Here is a 26,208-nt window from a genome sequence, read left to right as displayed (position 1 = left end):
GTTAATGGGCAGTTAGTTTAAAATTTGCCTGATAAAATGGATCGTGGCCATAGGGAGATTCTGGTATTCTGATAATGGAATCTTTTGACTTATTTTAAGAAAGTCAATTTTGGAAGAAAGTGCCGGTTGTAAATTGATTCGCTCAACGGGCTGAGCTGATTCTAGACTGTGGTCCCATTGGTCTCCATGGGTTTGAATGTATAATGGATAAGAAGATTGAATAATGGTATGAGGTAATCGAGTTAATGCAGAGCCTGTTACATGTAAAGTATTACAGAAGAAATTCCCCCACCACATCATGGTTCTATAAGCGAAAATAGATTCTGAAGAAAATAGCCTGGGGTAGTCTAAAATAAGATAGGGAAGACCTCTAAAGTTCTCCCCCTTAGAAATTTTGCCTGATTTCAGAAATGTATTATCGGGGAATTCAAAGTCTGAAGAGTGAATTTCTTGCTTGATTTCACTCTCCAGATTTGACAAATATTGAGTAATCTTATCAATAATCTCCCTTTTAGTTAGGAGAAAGTCTTGATCGGATAGGTATGTAAATTCTCTTTCAGTAAACAAAAATTAGAATTTGTCTGGGGTCTGAATCACTTTTACTACTATCTCGTGAGGATCTCCATCCGTATCATTGATTTTGAATTTCAAGATAGGATTATCCTCTTTAGAGCTGTTCTCCACTTCAATAATTCTACTGCCCGGAAGGTTGCTTTCTAAGATAGATGCTACGTTTTCCAGAGCTTTAGCAAATTGAACTTCAAGTTCGCTGGGGTTGTATACTGTTGTTTTCATTTTTGTCTTTTAGTCGGTTTAAATACACCGAAACGTAATTCATTTTAAATAGTTACCATTGAATGAGAGCTGATGCCCAGGTAAAGCCACTACCAAAAGCAGCCATGCATAAAATATCGTTTTCTTTTATTTTACCTTCAGCCCAAGCCTCACTCATAGCTATAGGAATGGAACCAGCGGTGGTGTTACCATACCTCATTATGTTATTATAAACTTTTTCATTGGGCAATCCAAGTTTTTCTTGAATGTAGTTGCTTATTCGCAAGTTGGCCTGATGGGGTATGAGGAGGTCGATATCTTCTTTTTGCAGTTGGTTGGCTTCCAGAGCTTCCATAATTACTTCGTGAAATTTAACTACGGCATGCTTAAAAACCATATTTCCATTCATATGTACTTTGAAAGAAGAAGTGTCTAGTATCTGATCTGGTTGTCTTTCTTCATGAGGACGACTGCTACCAGGATCTTTTATGTACAATTCTTCAGCATAGTTGCCGTCTGAGTGTAGATGGGTAGACAATATTCCAGGATTTTCTGATCTCTGCACCACCGCTGCACCTGCTCCATCACCAAAAATAACAGCCGTACCTCTGCCCCGAGTGGTGAGGTCAAGGGCGGTAGATTGTATTTCGGCACCTACTACTAACACGTTTTTGTACATACCTGTTTTTATAAATTGGTCGGCTGTAGATAATGCATAGATGAAGCCAGAGCAAGCATTTCTAATATCCAAGGCAGGGATAGAGCCTAAGCCAAGTTCACGCTGCAAGAGCACTCCCGATCCAGGAAAGAAATAGTCTGGGGTTATGGTAGCAAATACAATAAAATCAATTTCTTCAGCTTTGAGATTAGCTCTTTCTAAAGCCATTTTGCTGGCCTTGGCTGCCATGTTGGCCACAGTATCCGTTTTAGGATCTATAAATCTCCTTTCGCTGATGCCCGTTCTCTCAATGATCCACTCATTGTTTGTATCCATGAGTTTAGAAAGGTCATCATTGGTAACTACTCTTTCAGGGACATAATGCCCTAGTCCTGTAATTTTCGAATAATGCATTTGTACTTTTTTGGTAAAGGGTGCAAATATAAGAAAATTAACTAATGTTAGTTAGCTTTAATGGTGAGCTGAAAAATTCCGCAATTATATGCTCTTGCTACTAATTTTCTTCAAAAAAGCAGGTTTTTATTTAAACAACCTGTTTAAACTATAATTTCTATTATGGAAGGGGGTTGGTTTCAGCTAGCGTTGAAAAAAATGATGAAGTAGATTGGAGAAATATTTTCTTATTGGGATAGACTTGAGTAGAGGAGGAGAAATTCTGCATACTGTTGTGTATATTTAGAGAAATAGGCCAATAGGTGAAAGGTCAGCTTTTTTGAGAGTAATGTAAACCGGCCTAGCATTCTTGCTAGTACAATATGAATATGGTTAATGATAGGATTATATTTGAATTAAGGCAAATATTCATCTTTGTCCAGGCTTATTACTTTATGGCACTCTTTAAGTTAAAAATGAGAGAGTATATTGAAAGAAATAAGTTTTTGCAACTATTTTCTGGTACTTGTGTTTTTGTCTATATCGTAATAATGGCATTATTGTTTCGTAAGTATTTATAAACCAAAAGGTAAGAGGCAGCTAGCCAGTAATTTTAACGGATCATTTAGCATGGAATTGAATAAAAGGGAAGTATTGAGTAGTAAGGTGTTTGATGTGCTTATGCATTCACCCACTTTTACGGCTGTTTTATCAGGCCCGGATCATGTTATTGAAATGGCTAATGATTTATATATGCTCACTGTTGGGCCTGAAAGACAAATTGTGGGTAAATCTGTTAAGGAGGCGTTTCCTGAGTTAGAAAGTCAGGGCTTTATTGATTTATTAGATGAAGTGTATACTACAGGCAAGCCTTTTATAGGTAATGAACTTGGAGTTGATCTGTTAAGAGAGCCAGGAAAAGCGACCGTTAAAGTTTATGTCAATTTTATATACTACCCTCAACGAAATGATCAAGGAGATATTATAGGTATAGTGGTTCACGGAATAGATATTACCGATCATGTATTATCAAGAAAAAAGCTCGAAGAGAGCAGACAGACATTGCAAAATCTTATAACCAATATACCTGGTGGCGTTTATCGTTATAATTATTCTGATCCTTGGAATTTTGTCTTCGTCAGTCATGGAATGAAAAGTATATGTGAATACGACATGATGGACCTTGAAGGACCTGATGTGGTGTGGCGAGAGCTTATTCATGAAGAAGATAAGCAAAGAGTTTTAACTGCCTTGGAAGAATCATTAGGTGGGTCTGAAGGCTATAATGTCACCTATCGTATTAAAAGTAAGAGTGGTAAATATCGATGGGTAACTGATAGAGGTCAGGTTGTGTATGATCAATATTCTCACCTCATAGCTGAGGGTATTATTTCCGACATTACGGATAAGAAGCTGGCGGAGGAACTTGACCAGAAGAATCAGTTACTATTTAGGACTTATGCAGAAGCGATGCCTCATATGGCATTTGTGGCTAATGCCAAAGGTGATATTATCTACTACAATAAAAGGTGGTATGATTATATAGAAGGCTTAGAAGGAACTGAAGGTTGGGGGTGGAAGGATAAGTCCATACACCATCCAGATGATTTGGCTAGAACGATTGAAAGCTGGGGGAAATCTTTAGAGAGTGGAGAGTCTTATGAAATAGAATACAGGCTAAGACGCTTTGATGGAGAATATCGTTGGCACTTAGGTAGGGCTGAGCCAATAAGAAATAAAAATGGTGAAATAGAGCTATGGCTTGGAAGTAATACAGATATCCATAACCAAAAGCAAACAGAGGAAGAATTGAGGATTTCCCAAGAGAGGTTTAACCTTATGACTCAAGCCACTAATGATATAGTTTATGATTTTGATGTAAAGAAGAGGTCTTTTTGGTGGAATGATAATCTGGTGACAATTTTTGGTTACCCTACTCAGGAATTGGGCCGGGATGTAGATTGGTGGACTAATAGAATTCACCCTGATGACATACCAAGAGTTAATAAGTTAATTAAGTCTGTTCTAAAAGGATCTCAGGTTTCATGGGCAGCTGAGTATAGATTTAAGAGTGGCGATGGTGCTTATACTGATGTTTTGAACAGAGGATACGTTTGGCGGGAGGATGGCAAGCCGGTCAGAATTATCGGAACCATGATAGATATAACTCCTAGAAAACAGATAGAAAAAGCCCTGCAGGAGAGTGAGGCCAGGTTTCGAGCATTAGCTGATAATATATCTCAATTGGCCTGGATGGCAGATGCTAACGGAAACATACATTGGTATAATAAGCGCTGGTATGATTATACGGGGTATGGCTTAGAGGAGATGAAAGGTTGGGGTTGGAAAAAAGTGCATCACCCAGATTATGTAAATGCAGTAGTAGAAAAGATCAGTATTTGCTTCAAAAACGGTCAAGTCTGGGAGGATACTTTTCCTTTAAGGAATAGAAATGGAAATTATCGATGGTTTTTATCCAGGGCAATACCAATTAGAGATGAAAATGGTTTAATTACTCAATGGTTTGGTACGAATACAGATATTACAGAACAGCTAGGTATTGAAGAAGCACTTAGAAAAAGTGAAGAGTTTAATAGGCGTATATTAGAAAGCACCCCAGATGGTATTAAGACGCTCGATCTTGATGGTCGGCTCCTCTCTATTAATAAACAAGGTCTGAAAATGCTCGAAATTGATGATTTTACACAGCTAAAAGGACATGAGTGGTTTGAGTTATGGTCTGGAAAATATAAGAAGGAGGCTATTAATTGCTTCAGAAAAGCGAAGAATGGTGAGCTTGGTCATTTTGAGGGTACCAAACCTACTTTAAGAGGTAAGCAAAAGTGGTGGGATGTGTTGGTGGCTCCTATTTATGATGGGCAGGGAAATGTAGATCGTGTAATTGAGGTGTCCAGAGATATTACTGAGCTTAAGGAGGTGAACAGGCAAAAAGATGAATTCTTAAGTATAGCTTCTCATGAGCTAAAAACGCCAGTAACTAGTATTAAAGGCTCCATACAAATTATAGAACGTCTGTTAGAAGATCAAAACTATGAACTAATCGGAAAATTTGTTACTAAAGCTGAGCTGCATGTAGATAAACTGCTTAGTCTTATTCATGACCTTTTAGATGTTTCCAAGATACAGTCAGGCAAGTTAGAATTTAATTTTAGTGAGTTTTCTTTAATAGATATTGTAGAAGATTGTGTGGAGCAGATGTCTCATCAGAGTAAAAAGCATATAATAAATGTAAAAGGAGACCTTTCTCAGACCATTAGAGGTGATAAGGTGCGTTTAGAGCAGGTGATGTGTAATTTACTTACTAATGCTATAAAATATTCGCCTGATTATGATATCATAGAAGTAGAGGTGACGGATGCTGTAGATGAGGTGAAAATAGCCATAATAGATAAAGGTATTGGGATTCCCGAAGAGAAAATTTCTCAGATTTTCGAGAAATTCTTTAGAGTTGAAGATGCCTTGCATCAGTTTCAAGGTGTAGGCCTAGGCTTGTATATCTGTGCTGAGATAATATCAAGGCATGATAGTAAACTAGAAGTTTTCAGTGAACTAAATCGGGGTTCTACCTTCTTTTTCAGCCTTCCTAAGGCTTAATTTTGTGAATGTTTTTCTATTCTTTATAACCATTCTTTTTAATTTTTGTTAGCCATAGAAATAACATTACATTTATACCTATGGCTTCAAAAATTTTGGTTTATGATGATGACAGTGATATACTTGAAATATGTAAGTATATTCTGGAGAGCAGGGGATATGAGGTTTTTACACGACAAACGTGCGGCCAGGTATTAGATGACCTTAAAGAAGTGAGGCCAGATGCTGTTATTATGGATAATTGGATTCCTACCATTGGTGGTGTGAGGGCTACCCAACTCATAAAGCAAGATGAGGAGTTCTTTAAAACACCGGTGCTATTATTTACTGCTAGTAAGAATGCGCAGGCTTTGGCTATTGAAGGGGGAGCAGATGATTACATGGAAAAACCATTTAGTTTGAAAGCGATGGAAGAAGCGGTGAAAAGATTATTAAGCGCTTCTAACTGAGAAGAAGCTTCAAATAGAAGGTAGGATTTAGTAAATGCTTCTTCACACTTACATTGGCCAAAGACTCCACTAAAAACTGATGTACATGTTTATTTCTGTTAGCTTTGTTGATAACCAAGTTAAATAACCAAGGATACGCACACAATCTTTGTAGAGCATGGCTTATTCTAAGCTCATTCCATATTTTGCTGTATAAATATTGATCATAAGCTTTGTTAAAAGCTGCGGAATAATCAGCTTTTTCAATGCATTTCAAACTATGCTCTGCAGCTATTCTTCCACTTCTTATGGCATTAGCTATCCCTTCTCCGCTAAAGGGGTCTATGAGGCCCGCTGCATCTCCAGTGAGTAAATAATGATTTCCTGAAACACGTCTCTTTTTCGATCCTAATGGTAAACCGAAACCTTTAACAGTTTCTAATGGTCGGGCATTTTCAAATCTGTGCTTTAAGGAAGGGTGCTGTTTAATTAGCTTTTCTAACACTTGTTTTAAATTTACTTTTTTAGCAGCAATAGCAGAAGAAAGCATACCAATGCCTACATTGGCTTTGCCATCGGGCAGAGGGAAAATCCACAAATAGCCGGGTAGGATCTCTTTGAAAAAGTGCAGTTCTATCTTGTTGTCTTGGGTAAAGCCTTGTACATTTTCATAATAAACTCTTAACCCTCCGCTATGATGTTTTTTGTCAGGCTGCTGTAGGGCAATCTTTCTAGCAACTACTGATTGAGCACCATCAGCACCAATGATAAGTGGTGCTTTCAAAATACCTGAAGAGGTATGAATCTCGTAATATCCATTTTGTAGCTCAAATGAATTTACTTTTTCATTTTGAAATACTGAAACACTGGAATACTTACAAGTATGCTGAAAGAGGAGGTTGTCAAATTCATATCTGGTGCAGATGTACCCGCATTTAGGCTTACCTTCATTGATAAAAGGGATTTCGGTAGATTGTAAATTAGGAGCGAATATTTTCACGCCGTAAGAGGCTATTTTCTCTTTATGCTTTTTGAAATTAGAGGCTAATTCTGGAGATAATTTCTTTAGTTGATTAACCACATCTACACTAAGGGCATCGCCACAGGTTTTATCTCTAGGGAAATGACTTTTATCGATTAGAGCTGTTTTTTTTCCTGCTTTTCCTAGCTCTATAGCTGCGGCACATCCGGCAGGCCCAGCGCCTATAATCACAACTTCGTAAGAGGTTACATTGGTCTCTTCCACTGTTTTAAAAGCATTTTTTAAATAACTTTTTATCAATGTTTTGCTCTTTCATACCAAGATTTATCGCCTGTTCAAGGTCATCGCAAGCCTCCTTGTTTTTGCCTAATCGCCAATAGGTGAGCGCTCTGAAGTAGTAGCCCAGGTAATAATTATTCAATCCTTTCAGTCCATGGTTTAGGTCTGCCAAAGCTTGCTGAGGCTTATCTATTAAATAGTAACTATAACCTCTATTGATGTAAGTGTAAGCTTCTTCAGGATTGTATTTCAAAGCCTTATCAAAGCTCATGATGGCAGAGTCATAGATATTAAGTTGAAAATAGCCAAGCCCTTGGTTTCTCCAAGCTTCAGCGTTGTCCGAGTCCTGGTTTAATACCTTGTGCCAATCATTAATGGCTAGTTTCCAGTTCCTGAGCTCACTGTGAATCACTGCTCTTCTGAAAAAGACTTCTTCATTAGTACTGTCTATAGCCAAAAATTGATCATAGTTATGTAATGCGCTATCGTATTTCTCTTCGCGGGTATATAAAATGCCGCTGTAGAGATAAGGCCATTTTAGCTCAGGGTCGTACTTTATGGCCTTTTTGTAATTGGCTAGCGCACTATCTGGTTCCTGTAGTTTGTTGTAAATGTTGCCGAGGTTGAAATAGCCTTTTGCAAGGTGTGGCTCTTGAGCTATAACGTTCCTTAAAAGTTGAATAGCATCTCTTTGTAAACCCACTTCTAGGTATGCCAGTGCCAGGTCTATAGTCACTTCTGTAGATGGTTTGAGTTCTAGCGACTTTCTGTATTCTTCTATGGCTTCATTTCTTTGATACTGTCTTACTCTTATATTGCCTTTGAGGTGATGTATATCTGCTCGGTCAGATACATAGTGGGAGATCTTTTCATTTTCCAATTTCTCGCTGTCCGGAGCTTCATCTATTCTTTTTCGGGCATCGGCCTGGTAGTTATCAGTAATGTCTATGGCTATGTTGCAATATTGCACGGCTTTATGATAATCTCCTAGAATAAAATAGGTTTCGGCCAGTCTTTGGGCAGCAGTAAAACTTTGTGGGTATTTAGTTAAAATGTAACGAAACTGTTGAATGGCCGTGGTAGTATCACCTTTGCTAATGGTAGATTCTGCTGCTTTTAATAGATCAGTTTTGTCTTGAGTAAAGGATATTAGCGGCAAGCATAGTAGTGCAAAAAGGATAAATTTTTTCATTAAAAAGAAAGCGAATTTTAATCAAATAGAGAATAGTTGCCATGCTGGTCGGCAGGAGCCATAGGTTCTATCAAAGCAGGTTCATTAACCGATGAGTCTGATATTTTTGGAGAAACAGAATAGGTTTTCATTTTATCAGCAGGGTAGGTTTTTAGTACTTCCATAAGCTCCTCTTCTGTTGATTCCTTGTTGAGCCAAATAGCTTCTTCTTTCTCAGTCATAATTACCGGCATTCTTGTGCTCATAGGGAGTATACTGGAGTTGGAAGGGGAGGTGATGAGCTTAAAAGTATGCATGGTATTTTCATTATCATCTTCAAATTCTTCCCATAGCCCGGCAAAAGAGACGATACTCTTATTTTCAAAAATCACTCTATAAGGAATTTTTCCCTTTTTACTTACTTGTTTCCAGCCATAAAAGCCATCAGCTGGCACGGCACACCTTCTACTGAGCAGTGCCTTTTTAGTAATAGCTTTTTCTACTAAGGTTTCCATATTAGTAAAAAGGAGCTTATTACTGATGGCCTTATTTTTAGACCAATCAGGAATCTGCCCCCAGTAAAAAAAGGAAAGCCCTTTGCTGCCCTGAGTGATAATAGGCAATATTTGGGTGGGAGCTGCATTGTAGCTAGGGGAGTAAGCATCAGGTATGTCTACATTAAACCTGTTGGCTAGTTCTTCACTACTGTTTGTTATTGTATATCTGTCTCCCATATTGCTAATTTAATAAAAAAACGACTCTACGTAAGTATCAGATTAATTCTTATTAATAAAACTTAATGCACGTTTCTCAGACCAGTATCGCTTTTCAGTATTGAACTCGGTAAAACCTACATGGCCACCTCTTTCTGGCATTTCAAAGGTGACATGAGGGTGCTGAGCCAGCTCTTCTTCCGGATAACATTCATCTGAAAGGAAAGGGTCATTTTTCGCATTCACGATTAGCGTAGGAATAGCAATATGTTTTAAAAAATGAATAGAGCTACATTGATGGTAATAGTCTGCGGCATTGTCAAAACCGTGTAGTGGTGCGGTAAACATCTCATCAAAATCACGGATAGTTTTCACTGTGTTTAGTTGCGCTACAGATATTTGATTGGGCATTAGCTCTGCCTTTCTTCTGATCTTATTCTTGAGATTTTTTAAAAAGCGGCTGGAGTAAATGACGTTTGATGATTGTGCGATGGTGTCACAGCTAGAGCCTAAATCTAGTGGAACTGAAAAAGCAACCGCTTTTTTTACTTTTGGATTAATATTTTCGCCTTGTTCGCCTACATATTTGAGGGTAAGGTTGCCTCCCAGGCTGAAGCCAATAAGGTGTATGCCTGTATATCCTTCATTTAATGCATGCTTTACTACATGGTCTAAATCTTCAGTAGCTCCACTATGGTAGAAGCGTAGCTGTTTGTTTATTTCTTCGCTGCAACCTCTGAAGTTCCAAGCTAATACATCAAAACCTTCTTCAGAAAATGCTTTTGCCATGCCTTTTATATAAGGGCGTGTGGAGCTTCCTTCCAATCCATGTGAAATGATGACCAGATCTTTATTTTCTTTTTTAACCCAGTCAAGATCAAGAAAATCATCATCAGGAGTAGGAATGCGCTCTCTTGTATAATGTAAATCTTTCACCTTTCTCATTAACGATGGAAATATAGTTTCCAGATGTGGTGAAAAGTAAAATTTGGGTGCTTTATAGTTTAGTTTATCTTTCAAATTATTATTAATATTATTTAATAATTATATTACGGTGCCTCTGTTTTTATAATAGGTCTATTTTAATTTTTTTTAACGTTCATGGAAACCTTCTCTTTTTCGATCCGTCTCTAGCTAAAGTTCTCAAATCAAAAACCAAAACTATCAACACTATTTACAATGACAAGAATTCTAATCTTTATTCTTTTAATACTTTCTTCTTTTGCGCTGAGGGGCCAGAGTAAATACACTCTTAATGGCTACATCACAGACGTGCAAAATGGAGAAGAATTAATAGGAGTAACTGTATATGTTAATTCGTTAAAAACAGGTACAGTAACTAATGTTTATGGCTTTTATGCCTTAAGCTTACCTGCAGGATCTTATGAGATTACTTATAGTTCTGTAGGTTACCAGCCTCAGGTAAAGCAGGTCAACCTCAACAGTGACACTGAGCTTAATCTGGAGCTGGCCGAAGAAGTAACTACTATAGATGAAGTAGTGATTACTGATAAGGCCTTGGATGCCAATGTTTCAGATGTTAATATGAGCCGTAATGAGGTGGATATCAAGCAAGTAAAAAAGTTACCTGCACTGTTTGGTGAGCCAGATATTATTAAATCCATACAGATGATGCCTGGTGTAGTAAGTGCGGGTGAGGGTACATCCAGCTTTTTTGTGCGAGGAGGTAGTGCTGACCAGAACCTCATCCTTATCGATGAAGCTCCCGTTTATGATCCATCGCACCTTTTTGGGCTGTTTTCAGTGTTTAATGCTGATGTTATAAAAGATTCTGAGCTTTACAAAGGTGGTATTCCAGCTCGCTACGGAGGTAGGTTATCATCCATTTTAGAAGTGAGAACTAAAGATGGTAATAGTAAGGAATTTGGTGGAGCAGCAGGTATCGGAACATTAGCTAGTAAGGTAATGCTGGAAGGACCTATTAAAAAGGATAAAGGCTCGTTTATCTTATCAGGAAGGAGATCATATGTAGATTTGTTCTTGAAAGCAGCTGATCAAGATAACTTGGTGCATTTTTACGATGTAAATGCTAAGCTCAATTGGAAACAGAATAATAAAAATCGATATTTTGCCGCCTTCTATTTAGGTAGAGATTCTTTTTCATTTGGAGATGATTTTGGTTTTAACTGGGGTAATGCCACAGGTACCATTCGCTGGAATCACCTTTTTAATGACCGCATATTCTCTAACACTTCTTTAATAGTTAGCAATTTTGATTATGGGCTGGAGATAACTGACCCTACCTCTGGCTTGGATTGGGATTCTAACTTGCAGGAATTTAGCCTTAAGGAAGATCTGAATTATTTTATTAATCCAAGAAATCAACTGGATTTTGGTTATCAGGTCACCTATAGACGATTTTCGCCAGGAGAGGTGAAACCTAACTCAGACAGGTCTATTTTTACCGCTCGTGATTTACCTCATGAATATGCCCTGGATCATGCTTTGTATTTGGAAAATCAGCAAAAGCTGACAGACCGCTTCACCATGGTTTATGGACTACGACTTTCCTTTTTTCAAAACATAGGCAAGGCAACTGTTTACGATTATGAAGATCCCCAGGATAACATCAACCCTACTCGTATTGACTCTACGCGCTATGATAGCTTTGAAACCATTGAAAGTTATATGAATCTGGAGCCTCGTTTTTCTGCCAGGTATATGCTGAATCCATCTAGTTCATTGAAAATATCTTATAACCGGATGGTGCAAAATACTCACTTAATAGCTTCTGGTACGGTGCCTATTCCGTTTAACACCTGGAGCCCGAGTAACAGATATTTAAAGCCTCAAATAGCTGATCAGTTTGCCGCTGGCTATTTTAAAAATTTGGCAGATAATAAATATGAAGTGTCGGTAGAATCTTATTACAAAGACATTCAAAATGTTACTGACTTTGCTGATAATGCTCAACTTTTCTTTAACGATGATTTGTCTACGGAATTCCGTCAAGGAAAGTCATGGTCATATGGAGCAGAGTTTATGCTCCGTAAAAATGAAGGTAAGCTGACAGGGTTTGTCAGTTATACCTGGTCTAAAACAGAAAGAAAAGTGCCAGGAGTAAATCAGAACAGATCCTTTTTGGCTAACTATGATAGAAGGCATGTGATGAACATGGCAGCTACGTATGACCTGAATGATAAATGGTCTTTTGGAGCTAATTTCACTTATACTACGGGTAGACCAATTACCCTACCTGCAGGTAGATATGAATATCAGGATTATCAGGTAGATCTAATTACGGAGCGAAATGGATATAAGCTGCCTAACTATCACAGAATGGACTTTTCAGCTACGCTTACTCCTTTAAAGAATAAACAAAGGAAATGGAAGAGTAGCTGGGTGTTTTCAATCTATAATGTCTATAGCAGAAAGAATCCATTCACTGTGTATACCAGGGTAGAAAGTGATGATGATGGAGATGTAATAAACCCTAATAAAAAGGAAGCCAGGTTGATATCACTATTCCCAATTTTACCTTCAGTAACTTATAATATTAATTTTTAAAGGATCATGACAAGGCAATTATATACATTTATTTTATTGGCAATAGTAGGCCTTAATCTGATAGGCTGTGATGAGCCATACCAGATAGATGAGCAAACTACAGAACCCAAGGTAGTAATTGAAGGACTCGTTACCAATGAAAGCAAGAGGCATTATGTGAGGGTCACTAAAACAGTCGATTTTTATTCAGAAAAAGGGTCGGTACCCGTATATAATGCTTCTGTGATGGTATCAGACAATCAAGGTAATACTTATAACTATAGCTATCAGGCTAATACTGAAGGAGGAGGATATTATTATTCTGATGATATTTTTGCTGGCGAGGTGGGCGTAGCTTATACGCTCAATGTAGCGCTGGATGGAGAGGAATATAGTGGTAGGGATTCTTTGAGAAGAGTAACTCCTATAGACAGTTTAGGAGTTCGATTCGATCAGGAGGAGTTTGATGATCCTGAAGATGAAGGAAGGTACTATGAAGTGCTCTTATATATTCATGAGCCCCAAGAAACCGAAGATTATTATTTGTTTAGGTATTATCTTAACGGATCTACTTTCAAAGATGAAACTTCAGATATATACGTTTCTGATGATTCGTTTTTAGGTGAAAATATAGATGGATTGGCTACTCCAGGCTGGTTTGCTCTTAATGATAGTGTTACTGTAGAAATGTATAGTCTTACTTTAACAGGGTATAAATATTATGCTGATCTGAATAACTTACTCAATAATGACGGAGGCTTTTTCGGTTCGCCACCAGTAAATCCTCAAACCAATATTTCAAACGGTGCCATGGGCTTTTTTCAAGTAAGTTCAGTAGTAAGAAAATCAGTGATAATAGAGGATTGATGCCTTTTTCTTTTAGGTAAGTGAACTTTTAAGATTCTTTGAGGTATTAAAAGAATCACTTACTTACTTAATATGTACTATCGCATTTTTTTTCTAACTCTGTTTTTATGTGTGCTTGGTAGCACTTCGTATGCTCAGAGAAAAGTTACCATTAGTGGTTATATTAAAGATATTGAAAACGGAGAGGCTCTAATAGGGGCTACCGTATATGTAAAAGAAGTAGAAGCCGGCACAGCTACCAATGTATATGGCTTCTACTCTCTCACCTTGCCAGTGGGTAGTTACCACATAGATTATGGTTATGTGGGGTATAATACCCAAACCCAAACTGTAAACCTCAATGCTGATAAAAGAGTAGACGTGGAGCTTAGCACCTCTACTACCGAGTTGCAGGAAGTGGTTATTACAGGTGAATCAGCTGATGCTAATGTCACCAGTGTGGAAATGAGCACCGAGAAGGTAGATATCAAAACCATAAAAAAAATACCTGCCTTTATGGGAGAAACTGATGTGCTGAGAAGCATTCAGCTTTTGCCGGGGGTTAGTTCTGTGGGTGAAGGTTCTTCAGGATTTAACGTAAGAGGAGGTAATGTAGGTCAAAATCTGGTTTTGCTAGATGATGCACCCGTTTATAATTCTTCTCACCTATTTGGTTTTTTCTCCGTTTTTAACCCTGATGCGGTGAAAGATGTTACGCTCATAAAAGGCGCTATGCCTGCTAACTATGGGGGCAGATTAGCTTCTATTCTGGATGTGAGAATGAATGAAGGGAATTCTAAAAGATATGAAGTAGAAGGAGGCATAGGCACTGTCTTCAGCAGATTGGCAGTACAAGGCCCCATAAAAAAAGATAAAGCATCATTTCTGGTTGCAGGTCGTCGTTCATACGTAGATATATTCGCTAAGCCTTTTATTGATGATGCTACCCTGTACTTTTATGACCTAACCGCTAAGGTTAATTATAACTTAAATGACCATAACAAAATATTTCTTTCAGGGTATTTCGGTAGAGATGTTTTCAAATTTGATGAGCAACAAGGCTTCGATTGGGGGAGTATAACAGGTACCTTAAGGTGGAATCATATTTTCAATAATCAGTTATTTTCCAACTTTTCTTTTTTTGTAAGTACCTATGACTATGGCCTTGCCTTTGGAGAAAATGACAGAGATAAATTTGAGTGGGATAGTAGGGTCTTAACTTATACGTTTAAGCCTTCTTTTAATTATTTTCTCAATACCAATAATGAAGTGCTTTTTGGAGGAGAGGCTACTTACTATAACTTTAATCCTGCAGAAGCTAAAGTGGTTTCTGACGGTGAAGTAACTGATATCAGTCTTACAGATAGACATGCTTTAGAAAGTGCTTTGTACATAGATAATACTCAGAAGGTAAATGAAAGGCTAAGTCTTAAATACGGATTGCGATTTTCTTCTTATCAGTACCTAGGGCCAGGAACCGTATATGAGTATGAAGAGAATGTGCCAGGAGAAAGAAAAACACTGGTAAGTACTAGCACTGCTGATGATGGAGAGGTAATAAAGAATTATTATAACTGGGAACCAAGAGCGTCAATAAAATATCAAATAGGAAAAGGTTCCGTAAAAGGTAGCTTCACACGTACCTCACAATATATCCATCTGGTTTCTAATACAGCGGCGTCTACTCCCATAGATATTTGGACACCAAGCACCAATAATATAAAGCCACAGATAGGTATTCAATATGCCTTAGGCTATTTCAGAAATTTTGGTGCAGGAAATGACTATGAAGCTTCTGTAGAAACCTACTATAGAGATACTGATAATCAGGTTGAATATGTAAAAGGGGCTGATTTGTTTATCAATGAATATCAGGAAGGAGATCTTATAAGTGGCATAGGCAGGGCTTATGGGGTTGAGTTTAACCTTAAGAAGAATGTAGGTAAATTAAACGGCTGGATAAGCTATACCTTAGGCAGAACGGAGCTAAAAGTTAATGGAATTAACAGAAATGAATGGTATCCTACACGTTTTGATCAAACTCATAATCTCAAGGTTTTTGGTAATTATGATATAAGTAAAAGATTATCAGCGTCGGCTAATTTTACTTTTATTTCTGGCACTCCTTTTAGTGCGCCTACCAGTAGGTTCGTTATCCAGAATATGGTTATTCCTTACGATTATTATGAGTCTCGTAATGGACTCAGGGTGCCAGCTTCACATCGGTTAGATTTATCTGTGACCTTGCAAATGAAAAGGGTGAAAAAAGGGGAGAAGCGAAAAAATCAAGATGAACTGGTGTTTTCGGTTTACAACGTCTACGGTAGGAGAAATCCCTTCTCTATATTCTTTGCCCAGCAAGATGGCTATACCTCGCCAGGGGACAATATCAATACTATGGCATACCGCTTTTCTATAGTAGGAGCTCCCGTGCCTGCCATATCTTATAACTTTAAGTTTTAAAATCATGTCTAGACTATATTACATATTTTTAGTTATACCATTTATCTTTTTTTCTTGTGAAGACGAAGTGGCCATAGATCTGAATGATGCCCCTCCCGTATTGGTAGTGGATGCCTGGGTTAATGATATGCCGCAAACACAGGAGATTCGGCTAATGATGTCTCAGCCTTATTTTGACTCTAGTCAGCCACCCGAAGTGAGCGGTGCTCAAGTAAGAATTACTGATGATCGTGGTCAGACTTTTGATTTTATAGAAAAGGAAGCGGGAAGTTATCAGTGGGATCCGGCTGCTGATAGTGCAGCATTTGAAATTGGCCGTTCTTATCATTTATCTATTACCTACGAGGGTAATGCCTTTGAAGCAGATTCTGAATTGAAAAGAGTGCCAGCGCTAGATTCTGTAGTGTATACCTTCTACGAAGAACGCAATGCTTTTCAGCCAGAAGGGTACTATGCACAGTTTTATGCTCGAGACCCGGAAGGTACTGGTGATGCTTATTGGATAAAAACTTATAAAAATGGGCAATATCTCAATAGGCCTAGTGATCTTAATATTGCCTATGATGCAGGTTTTAGCTCTACAACAACCATAGATGGAGTAATATTTATAGAACCTATCCAGAACAAAGCAACTCCACTAAATGATGATGAAGATGCCTATGAACCTTATGTATACGGAGATTCGGTATACATAGAAATCTACTCTATAACTACTGAAGCTTTTAGCTTTTTAGATGCTGTGGCTACACAAATAGAACGTGACGGTGGTTTTTCGGAAATTTTTGCTGAACCGCTAGAGAATGTACCTTGTAACATTTCATGTACTAGCAATGAAAAGGAACAGGTGGTAGGCTTTTTTAATATGTCTGCTGTATCTTATAAAGGTGAAAGGCTTGAAGAATAAATTTCACTCAATAGATTTTGTTAATTTCGCATTCAGGTCAATGTACTGACCTGATAATCTATATTTTATAAATTTAAATACTGAAAATATGAACCTAAGAATATCAAAACTACTACTAGTGGCTTTGGTCGGTTTACTTTTTACCCGATGTGGGGGACCAGGAGATAAGTCTGAAGAAGAGTCTCAATCCTCATCCGAAAATCAAATGGACTCTACTTACCAGACTTTGCTAGATAAATATACTGAAGTAGAGCTCAGTACTGATGTGAGTAAGCTTTCTGATAATCAGAAGAAAATGCTGCCCTTACTTATTGAAGTAGGGCAGATCATGGATAGCCTGTTTTGGTACGAGGCTTATGGTCATCGCGATTCCCTTTTTACTTCAATCAATAGCGCTAAGGCTAAAAAGTACGCTACTATTAATTATGGTCCTTGGGATAGACTGAATAATAATGAGCCTTTTATTGAGGGGGTAGGTGCCAAGCCGGCAGGAGCCAATTTTTATCCTGCTGACATGACTAAGGAAGAGTTTGACAATGCTAATATTGATAATGGTAAATCTCAATATACTTTTATTAGAAGAGATGATAATGGAAAACTGTTGGCCATTCCTTATCATGAAATGTTTGAAGCTCAAGTTACTCGTGCGGCTAAGCTACTAAAGGAGGCTGCAGAGTTAGCTAAAAATTCTCAGTTAAAGAATTACCTTAATTTAAGGGCAGAGGCTTTGCTTACTGATGAGTATTACGAAAGTGACATTGCCTGGATGGATATGACTACCAACCAGATCGATATTATTACCGGACCTATAGAGAATTACGAAGATCAGCTATATGGCTATAAGACCTCTCACGAGACCTATGTTTTAGTGAAGGATATGGAATGGAGCGAAAGATTATCTAAGTATGCCGAGATACTTCCCGAATTGCAAAAAAGCTTACCTGTAGCTGAGGCTTATAAAAATGAAAAGCCTGGCACAGATTCACAATTAGCGGCTTTTGATGTGGTTTTTTATGCGGGTGATTGTAATGCAGGAAGTAAAACTATAGCCGTGAACCTTCCTAACGATGAAAAAGTACAGCTTGAAAAAGGTACTCGCCGTTCGCAGCTAAAGAATGCTATGAAAGCTAAATTCGATAAAATTTTGGTGCCTATAGCCGATGAACTTATAGATGAAAGCCAAAGAAGTCATGTGAAGTTTGATGCTTTTTTTGCTAATACTATGTTTCATGAGGTGGCTCATGGGCTGGGTATTAAAAATACTATCAACGGTAAAGGAACCGTAAGAGAAGCTTTAAAAGAAAATGCATCTGCCTTGGAAGAAGGTAAAGCTGATATTTTAGGGCTATATATGATTACCTGGCTGCATGATAGGGGGCAGGTCAATGGAGAGCTGATGGACTATTATACCACCTTCTTAGCTAGTATTTTCAGATCAGTGAGGTTCGGAGCTTCCAGTGCTCATGGAAAGGCTAATATGATCCGTTTTAATTATTTTAAAGAGCAAGGTGCATTTTCCAGAGACTCAGAAACGGGTAAATACAAAGTAGATTTCACTAAAATGCAAGCTGCTATGAATTCGCTTTCTGATAAAATCTTGACGCTTCAAGGGAACGGTGATTATGAAGGCGTGAGCCAACTGGTAAGTGAGAAGGCCCTGGTGCCTCAGCAGTTACAAGATGATTTAGATCTTCTTACCGAAAAAAACATACCTGTAGACATTGTATTTGAGCAGGGAGTAAAAGTACTGGGATTGTAGTATTCCTTGATTAAAGTTATAATGGTCTTTCTATTTTACTAAATGCTTTTACTGAAATAGAAAGGCCATTTTTTATGTGTGGAATTTTTCTACGTGTGCAACGGTCTCAGTTGTGGTATTAGTTCCACTGTTATAACATTGAAAAACATTGAATTATCCTTTTGCAGACGTTTTTTTATTTTGGCACGCTTTAAGCACTTGGACAAACAGACTAATTGAACCTTTTGAAAAATGCCATACGTAGATAACGCCATTTTAGATATGTCGGTTTTAAACCAAAACTCTTCATCATCTCGTGAAAACGTTTTGCAAGTTAATAAACCGTTAAATAAGAAAGCTACTAAAGAAGCTGAAAACACCTTCGAGTTTAATCACTTAGTACACGACCTTAAAAGCCCTGTTAATTCATTAAAGGGTATTGTAGAGTTAGCTAATATTAACTTGAAAGGAGATGAGGCACAGGAATATCTGAGTATGATAAGAAATTGTGTTAATTCTCTAGAGAGTAGAATTACTTCTACATTAGATATGTACCAAAAAGGTACCTTGGGGCGTGATGGAGAGCTAATAGACTTCAATGTATTGGTTAATAACGTTCTGGCGTCTATGGATCATGCCGAAGGTTATAGTGATGTTCACTTTGATGTGAATGTAGACGTACAAGGTCAATTTTATTCAAGTTACGCTACGTTGGAATCTATTTTACAGAATCTTTTGGAAAATGCTGTTAAGTACCGTTGCCAGGATACAAAGCAATGTAAAGTGAAGGTGCATATAAAGAACAATTACGAAGGTGTACAGATCCGCGTTTCTGATAACGGAATTGGTATTTCTGATGATAAGTTACCTCACATATTTGATGCTCATTTTAAGTCTGATCTGGTGAAGAGCAGTAATGGCTTAGGGCTTTTTATCGTGAAAAAGGCTGTAGAAAAGATACATGGCGACTTAAAGGTGTATAGTAAAGAAGGGCAGGGAACCACCTTTTTAATTAATCTCCCTAATTTGAATGACTAATTAAGGTCTTTTAGATCTAAAATAAATATATAAAAAGAATAGCCCGCCGTTTGGCGGGCTATTCTTTTTATGCTGACATTTTATTATTTTTTGAGTAATACAGTGGCAATCTCAATTGTTTTTACACCTTTATCGTCGTTAGGATCAGTAATAACTTCTATTTTCTCAACTTCAGATAAGCTAAAAACTCTTTCTCCTTGTGCCTGAAACCATAGCGGGTGAAAGGCTGGGTAAGGTCTTGGTAGTAATAAATGTTCTTTGGCTTTTAGTTGAGAGAGATCAACCTTTACTTCCTTCATTTGATCAGTTAAAGTGGTAGTGGTACTATATGAAAAGGCATCCTTGGTGATAAAAGTGATGTTAACTTTCAGTTTAGAGGCAGCAGCCGTTTTCCCTTTTATAACCACAGTTTTTAGGTCACCCAATTCAGAAGATCTTTCATTCAACTTATCGGCTACAAATAATTGAAAACCTACGGTTTGAGATTCTTTAGTATCACTTTGAAGTTTTAAGCTGAGTTCGCCAGGAGTAGCTGTGGTTTGGAAAGACTTTTCTTCTGGTTTCCACAAGTTAGGGTAAATCATAAGTTCATCATCTGTAGCAGCATTAAATAGTACTAAAGGTGTGGCTTCAGAAGCTACTTGGGTGATCCAATGATCATCATGGTAATTATCCCATGCCCAGGGATCTCCCTCATGGCCACCAGGGTAGGTATAAATATGATCTTTGTTTTCCACTTTAATTCTATACTCTATCACGCCAGGCATAGCTACCTCAGCAGGAACTATGGCTTGGTATTGATAGGCAGAGGTTTTCTTCATGTCCAATGTTTTATATACTCCAGACCAGGTTCGTAATAAAACAGATAAGTGAGCTGAAGAATCTAAGCCAACCGTAGTAGCTGTAATATTGAAGGACTTATTTTGACTCACTACATGGTTAGGCTGGTGTTTCACATAGGCAGAGTTGAAGTTAGCTTTCGGAGCTATGAACTCACTTAATTTGAGGTTGTTACTTTTCTTGTTCTCATTCCATTTGTCTGCTTTTTTACTCTTTTTAGTCGAGTATACAAGATAAGTTCCTGGCTCTATGTTAAAGCTGCCATCCTTAGTGCTTAGGCTTTGGTTATTACCTATATTCAATGCTTTAATATTTAGCTCACTTCCTAAATCAGATAGTTTAATGGTCATTTTATTTGGCTGCCATTGAATGCGAGTTACTTCTTTTTTCAAAGAGGCTTTGGCAAAAGGATCTTTTATGTGGATGGCGTCAGGCATTACTTCCAACCTCCAGACACCATTTTCCAGCTTATCAAGAAAATAAGTGCCTGTACCACTATATTGAACTACTGGCGAAGAGCCAACACCAGCCAGATGTTGAAGCTTTTTCTCTGATAGAGGAACTGTAGAGGTGGTGTTAGAATAGTAAAATTCCTCGTTAGAGTTCATTTCGCTTAACTCTTCTTTATAGCTAACTCTGAAGTTTTCAAATGTGCTGTCTTGAGGATATTTACCATATTTTTTGAGTAGTGGTAATTCATGAAATACCTTTCCGGCTATTAATAAGCTGATAGCTTTCTTAGGCGTATAAGCTAGATTAACGTAATGTGTTTGGTATTCAGTGTTAGCGTACGCTGTTCCTAAAGGATCATACGCAAATTGAGTAGCCCACTGAAAGCCGGCTTCTCTAAAGCTTTTAGCCATAGCTGGATACATATATGAGCTGAGTACATCACCCGCATCGAATTCATACACCATTTTGGCTTTGTTTTTATATTCTGGAATGGTGTCGAAGGGAATGTGGTAGGTATCTACATTGGGGAGGTAGTTACCATGTAAAGTATGGTTAGCTACCAAACCAGTAGGGTACCACTGAAAACTAAACCCGTCTACATTGCCTTTGGCTATGGCATCAGCATAATAGTATGATTCACTAATGTTATAAAATACTGGTTTATTCCAACCTGTGCTTCTAATCGCAGTAGCCATTCTGTTAATATATTCGGTAGTTCTTGCCTTGACGCCGGAGTGTTTAGGCTCATTGTTAATTTCTGTAGCTATTACATCATTATCTTCCTGAAAGGTGAGACCGGTATATTTGTTTTTGTGTTGAAAAAATTGCTTTAAGAAATTCTCCTGAGCTATGAAGGCTTTTTCCTCTGTTACAGCCTCAGGCTTATTATATATGTCTGAAAAGGCATAAGTTCTTTCGTCTTTTTCAGGGTAGCCATTACCCCAGAATGCAATAGGAGTAACTATAATTTTGATATTTCTTTCTTTGAGCTTGGCTATAAGGTAGTCATATAACTCCAGATGTTCATTTTGTTTTAAGTTTCCTAAAGAGTCAGATATTTCCGTGTCCCAAACGTGTACTCTGAAAGCATCGAATCCTAAGCGGGCAATGTGGTAAACATCTGCATCTATTGAGTTCTTGATGTCTAGCCCCAGTTGCTGGTGTGAGCGATATCCATAGGCAAAGGGTAGTGTATAATTAACTCCGAAAAATGAAGCTTCCTGGTTGCTATCCGTCCAGCGCATGATACCTTGATCATCTACAAACACAGAGTTGGAGCTTTGCTGCGCATGAACAGAGAGAGAATAGGATAATAGTGCAAATGAGGTTAATGTGTATAATAATAGTTTTAAGGTACTATTAGTGTGCATATTTATTGAGTATATGGTAAAGAAAAAGCTGCTATGATTCATCTAATAAATATGATTCATAGCAGCTAATCAATTATTTTGAATTAATTATTTTACTTGTATTCGGCTTCCATGTAAGTGATGCCTAAATTTACTTCACCATCAAACTTGAAGAAAGTGGCATTTTCCCATGAAGAGCCTGTTCCCCATAAGTCTTTCATATTAGAGGTGATCCATGCTGGCTCCCAGTATATAATCCCTCTTCCACCACCATCTTTCATCTCTTGAGTAAGTTTAACCATTAAGTCATACTGGCCTTGCTCAGTGAATGGATAACCCGCTAACGGAGTTCCTCCTAATTGGTTATTATAATTATCATTATACTCATCAGTCCAAGGGTAGGCGGTTTCTAACATGATAAGCTCTTTGTTAAACTTTGACTTAGCCGCACTTACTAATTCGCTAATGCCGTTAGGAGCAATTTCTGGATGCCATAACGGATAGTAAGAAAAACCTATAATCTCGAAATCAGTGACTTTCGATTTATTAATTATATTTTCTGCGAAATAATCAATGTTTATCGGGTTAGCTACATGAAGAGCTATACTAGGCGTATTAGTAGGTAAAGCCTCTCTTACTCCTTTAATGGCCGAATTTAGTATGATTCCCAGATTAATCCACTCGTCATCACAACTGCTAGCTGTGGGGAAATTAGTTGAGTTAGCTTCATATAGCATACCACAATTAATTTCATTACCCACTTGAACCATTTCAGGAGCTAAACCTTTATCTGCTAAATATTTAAGAGATTTAAAAGTATAATTATACACAGAATCTGCCAAAACATTAATATCGGTGATGTCTTCCCATGCTTCAGGAACTTCTTGAGAACTTGGATCAGCCCAAGTGTCTGAATAATGAAAATCTAAAAGCACTTGCATATTATTTTGCTTAGCTTTTTCAATAGAACGAGCCACATCGGCTATATCGTTATACATTTGCTCACCATCAGGGCCATAAGCTTCCTGAGTCCAAGTTGGCGTATGCCACAACCTTAGTCTAACAATGTTAGTACCATGATTAGCAAAAATGACGAAGGGATTCTGAGCTACACCTTCATCCATATAAACACCATTATGATCCTGAATTTGATTAGCATATGATAAATCAGCTCCAAAGTAGAAATCGTTTATAAGTGAAGAACTATCATTAGGGATACTATCATTAGGAATGTCAAAATCAGGAGGTGTAAGTCCTTCATCATCACAGCTTACTACTGCTATGAAACATAGTAGTAGTAAGAATTGTATAAATTTATTTTTTTTGTTCTGCATCATCTATCACTTTATAAAAATATATTCACCTGTTAAATCGTTGAAAACTACTAGGTAAGAGCCTCCATTTAACCATATATTTTGGGCGGATTCTCTAGCGGTACCATATAGAGCACTTTGATCACCCACGGTTCCCCACCACTCAGAACCAGCTCTAAATTGAATATCTGAATATTCGTCATAGTCATAATTGAGTGTCCAGATGTGAGGATTGAATGATGAATTAGTCATAGGAACAATGTCAGTCCAATCATTAAAAAGTGATCCAGATAAACCAGCACTGGAGTATACAGGAGAAGAGTTAACATCGTAGCTTTCTATAGTATAGGTCATGGTTTGGATATTAACTGTAATGGTTTGATATCCAGCTGTCATTGTAATACCTGGAGGTTGTGAATCATTACTGGTTTCCTGTAAAGCTAATTTTCCCGATCCTCCGGATCCCATGGCTGACCCCCATTGTGGCTGCCAGTTTCCTCTTTCACCTAATAGCTTAAGTTCACCTTCATTGAAATTACCAGTGAAAGTATAAACAAAGCTATTTTCAGGATCTCTGAACATAGGAATAGCATCACTGGCTGCTCCCCAACCAATTTCAGTAGCAGGTCCTATCATATACAGGTCAGCGTAAGCTGACACCTCAGATGATTGATAAGGAGTTACTGAAAGTTCAATAATGTTTGAATACACAAATACATCTTCAGAAACCGAAGCTTTTAACCTGACATATAATGTGTTTACTTCATTAGGAGTCAGTCCTAATTGTACACTTCTGCTGTTAAAAGTAGCTACAGAGTATGAAATTTTCATGGTAGTGTCAAATTCTATCGGTGTCATATTAGAAGCAAAATTAGATACCGTATCGAATTGAATTTCATAGCTTTCAGCACCATCAAAGCCAAAGTCTGTTGAAGTGCGTGTGAAATTAATAGCTTCTTTTTCAGCTTGTTCTTCAAGAAGTACGATGGTACTGTTAGATATCATAAGCTCAGGAGGAACAGGAGAATGAGCTACCACTAAATCATCATCCTTATCGCAGGATATTAGTCCTATAAAAAATAGAGCGATTATATATAAATATTTTGTTTTCATCTTATAAAAATTTGTTTGATAAATGATCTACTAATACCCATCATGTTGCTTAAGATTAGGGTTTGCTAAAATTGCTGCTGTTGGTATTGGGAATAAATCAAAACGTGAATTTACAGGCCTACCTTCTTGAACTCCTCCCTTCCAAGGCCATACGTAATCACTATTAGAGAATTTACCAAACCTAATGAGATCAGTTCTTCTATGCATTTCATAGCAAAGTTCACGCGCTCTTTCATCAAGTATAAAATCTAATGTAAGATCTTCGGCTGAAATGTTGCCAGATTCGTCTCCATAAGCTCTTTCTCTTAGTGCATTAATATACTCCAGGGCAGTAGCAGTACTACCTCCAGTACCACCTCTCAGAACTGCTTCTGCGTACATAAGGTAAACATCCGCTAGTCTGAACATTGGAAAGTCGGTATCTGGGAAGCTGTTTGCCATATTTGACCCAGGCTCTCCTGTAGAAGTTATGTTTTTAAATTTTGTAACAGGATAACCTTGAGTAGTTTTAGTAAAGTCATTTATTTCCAGGGTCTGTCCATCAGCATGAAACATAGCTCTTGAATCGGTAGCTCCAGTGATATCATCAAAAAGATTTACAATATTTTTGGTTGTTCTCAACCCAGGCCATCTCTCTGACATACCATAGTCTGCTTGGTTCATACTACCCGTAATAGAACCTAAAATGAGGTATTTCGTTCCTCCATTGGTTTGAGTATTTGTACCATCATAATTAATAGAGAAAATAATGCCTTCAGCACTGTTATTATCGGCTAAAAACAAGTGATCATAGTTGGGATCAAGGGTATAGCCTGCATTAATCACATGAGAGGCATAAGTGATGGCTTCAGAGTTTCTTTCTACTCCGGTATACACCTGCGCATTAAGGTATAATTTGGTGAGTAAAGTCCATGCTGCAGCTTTATCGGCTCTACCATATTCATTTTGTTTAGCATCTATTAATTCATTCTGGATAGCTAATAACTCTGATTCAATATATTCAAATAGAGCAATACGTTCTACTCTTTCTGGGAAGTAGCTACCTACACCGTCTTCTTCTTTAACAAGAGCAATATCACCAAACATATCTAGTGCATGCCAGTAGCTCAAAGCTCTTATAAAACGAGCCTCTGCTCTGAAAATACGAGCTTCAGTTTTTTGAGCTTCTGTTAATCCTCTACTGTCTAAATTTTCATCAGACATTTCTCTAATAAATTCATTAGCTAATGCTACTTGAAAATAGATGCGACTAAACATTGCGCCAATAAATTCGTTGTTGGCAATCCATTCAACAGTTACTATATCAGGTAAAGAGCCATCATTCCAACTTATTACAGCTTCATCTGTTGATAACTCTTGTAAATTGTAATATAGTCTTAAGTAGTCAGAGAAGCCTTCATCAAGCCCTATGATGTCAGGATCTCCTCCTTGATTACCTTGCTGTCCTGTTAATGCATAACCTCCATACAATTTGGCTAAAACATTTTTATAGTTACCAAAATCATCATATACTACATCGGAGGTGATTTGATTTTCTGGTTTAAGGTCTAGATCACCGCAGGATAGTGATAGTAATGACAAAATACCAACCAGAAATAATCTATTAATATTTAATTTTTTCATCTTTTTAA

At 37.6% G+C, this 26,208-nt stretch carries 19 protein-coding genes; 8 read left to right on the top strand and 11 right to left on the bottom strand.

Annotated features, from left to right (window positions below):
• Positions 1–12: 12 nt before the first annotated feature.
• The 3 genes from JL102_RS03950 to JL102_RS03940 are packed head-to-tail and all read right to left on the bottom strand — an operon-like array spanning position 13 to position 1,846.
• Positions 13–567, bottom strand: a complete 555-nt coding sequence (locus tag JL102_RS03950; RefSeq protein ID WP_202242824.1) for a hypothetical protein — start codon at positions 565–567, stop codon at positions 13–15.
• Between the two features lie 3 nt (positions 568–570).
• Complete coding sequence (locus JL102_RS03945) at positions 571–795, bottom strand: hypothetical protein (RefSeq protein ID WP_202242822.1); 225 nt, start codon at positions 793–795, stop codon at positions 571–573.
• A gap of 52 nt (positions 796–847) precedes the next feature.
• On the bottom strand, positions 848–1,846 hold the full coding sequence (locus JL102_RS03940) for a beta-ketoacyl-ACP synthase III (RefSeq protein ID WP_202242820.1): 999 nt from the start codon (positions 1,844–1,846) through the stop codon (positions 848–850).
• Between the two features lie 609 nt (positions 1,847–2,455).
• On the opposite strand from JL102_RS03940, the gene JL102_RS03935 reads away from it, so the two are divergent.
• Positions 2,456–5,440, top strand: coding sequence for a PAS domain-containing protein (locus JL102_RS03935; RefSeq protein WP_202242818.1), 2,985 nt, complete (start codon positions 2,456–2,458; stop codon positions 5,438–5,440).
• Positions 5,441–5,520: 80 nt separating this feature from the next.
• Positions 5,521–5,889, top strand: coding sequence for a response regulator (locus JL102_RS03930; protein WP_202242816.1), 369 nt, complete (start codon positions 5,521–5,523; stop codon positions 5,887–5,889).
• Here the strand turns inward: JL102_RS03930 and JL102_RS03925 are convergent.
• From JL102_RS03925 to JL102_RS03910, 4 genes are read right to left on the bottom strand one after another with little or no spacing between them, the layout of a single operon-like run.
• Positions 5,882–7,114 (bottom strand): NAD(P)/FAD-dependent oxidoreductase, encoded by a 1,233-nt coding sequence (locus tag JL102_RS03925; RefSeq protein ID WP_202242814.1) that lies wholly within the window; start codon positions 7,112–7,114, stop codon positions 5,882–5,884. The genes JL102_RS03930 and JL102_RS03925 overlap by 8 nt on opposite strands.
• Positions 7,115–7,118: 4 nt before the next feature.
• Entirely contained in the window at positions 7,119–8,321 is a 1,203-nt protein-coding gene (locus tag JL102_RS03920) for a DUF6584 family protein (RefSeq protein WP_202242812.1), read from the bottom strand.
• Positions 8,322–8,338: 17 nt separating this feature from the next.
• Complete coding sequence (locus JL102_RS03915) at positions 8,339–9,034, bottom strand: SOS response-associated peptidase (protein ID WP_202242799.1); 696 nt, start codon at positions 9,032–9,034, stop codon at positions 8,339–8,341.
• Between the two features lie 42 nt (positions 9,035–9,076).
• Positions 9,077–9,958: a YheT family hydrolase gene (locus JL102_RS03910; RefSeq protein WP_202242797.1), complete on the bottom strand. Its 882-nt coding sequence runs from the start codon at positions 9,956–9,958 to the stop codon at positions 9,077–9,079.
• Positions 9,959–10,192: 234 nt separating this feature from the next.
• Between JL102_RS03910 and JL102_RS03905 the strand changes: the two genes are divergently transcribed.
• The 6 genes from JL102_RS03905 (at position 10,193) to JL102_RS03880 (ending at position 19,509) form a co-directional block, all read left to right on the top strand.
• A complete protein-coding gene (locus JL102_RS03905; protein WP_202242795.1) occupies positions 10,193–12,541 on the top strand; it encodes a TonB-dependent receptor in 2,349 nt (782 codons plus the stop codon).
• A 6-nt stretch (positions 12,542–12,547) separates the two neighbouring features.
• Positions 12,548–13,387 carry a DUF4249 domain-containing protein gene (locus tag JL102_RS03900; RefSeq protein WP_202242793.1) on the top strand — a complete coding sequence of 280 codons (840 nt, stop codon included), beginning with the start codon at positions 12,548–12,550 and terminating at the stop codon, positions 13,385–13,387.
• Positions 13,388–13,459: 72 nt separating this feature from the next.
• Entirely contained in the window at positions 13,460–15,829 is a 2,370-nt protein-coding gene (locus JL102_RS03895; RefSeq protein ID WP_202242791.1) for a TonB-dependent receptor, read from the top strand.
• 4 nt (positions 15,830–15,833) lie between these two features.
• Positions 15,834–16,733 (top strand): DUF4249 domain-containing protein, encoded by a 900-nt coding sequence (locus JL102_RS03890; protein WP_202242789.1) that lies wholly within the window; start codon positions 15,834–15,836, stop codon positions 16,731–16,733.
• A gap of 88 nt (positions 16,734–16,821) precedes the next feature.
• Entirely contained in the window at positions 16,822–18,492 is a 1,671-nt protein-coding gene (locus JL102_RS03885) for a dipeptidyl-peptidase 3 family protein (protein ID WP_202242787.1), read from the top strand.
• A gap of 231 nt (positions 18,493–18,723) precedes the next feature.
• A complete protein-coding gene (locus JL102_RS03880) occupies positions 18,724–19,509 on the top strand; it encodes a sensor histidine kinase (RefSeq protein WP_202242785.1) in 786 nt (261 codons plus the stop codon).
• Positions 19,510–19,592: 83 nt separating this feature from the next.
• On the opposite strand, the gene JL102_RS03875 is transcribed toward JL102_RS03880, so the two are convergent.
• From JL102_RS03875 to JL102_RS03860, 4 genes are all read right to left on the bottom strand, one after another.
• Positions 19,593–22,172: a cellulase family glycosylhydrolase gene (locus JL102_RS03875; RefSeq protein ID WP_202242783.1), complete on the bottom strand. Its 2,580-nt coding sequence runs from the start codon at positions 22,170–22,172 to the stop codon at positions 19,593–19,595.
• A 92-nt stretch (positions 22,173–22,264) separates the two neighbouring features.
• The gene (locus tag JL102_RS03870) at positions 22,265–23,488 is read right to left on the bottom strand and encodes a glycoside hydrolase family 53 protein (RefSeq protein WP_202242782.1); all 1,224 of its coding nucleotides are present in this window, start codon (positions 23,486–23,488) and stop codon (positions 22,265–22,267) included.
• 3 nt (positions 23,489–23,491) lie between these two features.
• Positions 23,492–24,577 (bottom strand): SusE domain-containing protein, encoded by a 1,086-nt coding sequence (locus tag JL102_RS03865; protein WP_202242769.1) that lies wholly within the window; start codon positions 24,575–24,577, stop codon positions 23,492–23,494.
• Positions 24,578–24,607: 30 nt separating this feature from the next.
• Positions 24,608–26,200, bottom strand: a complete 1,593-nt coding sequence (locus JL102_RS03860) for a RagB/SusD family nutrient uptake outer membrane protein (RefSeq protein ID WP_202242767.1) — start codon at positions 26,198–26,200, stop codon at positions 24,608–24,610.
• Between the last annotated feature and the right edge of the window lie 8 nt (positions 26,201–26,208).

The organism is Fulvivirga sediminis (genome assembly GCF_016757215.1).
GTDB lineage: Bacteria > Bacteroidota > Bacteroidia > Cytophagales > Cyclobacteriaceae > Fulvivirga > Fulvivirga sediminis.
Note: the sequence above shows the minus strand (reverse complement) of the source record. Positions and strands in the feature narration are given on the sequence as shown.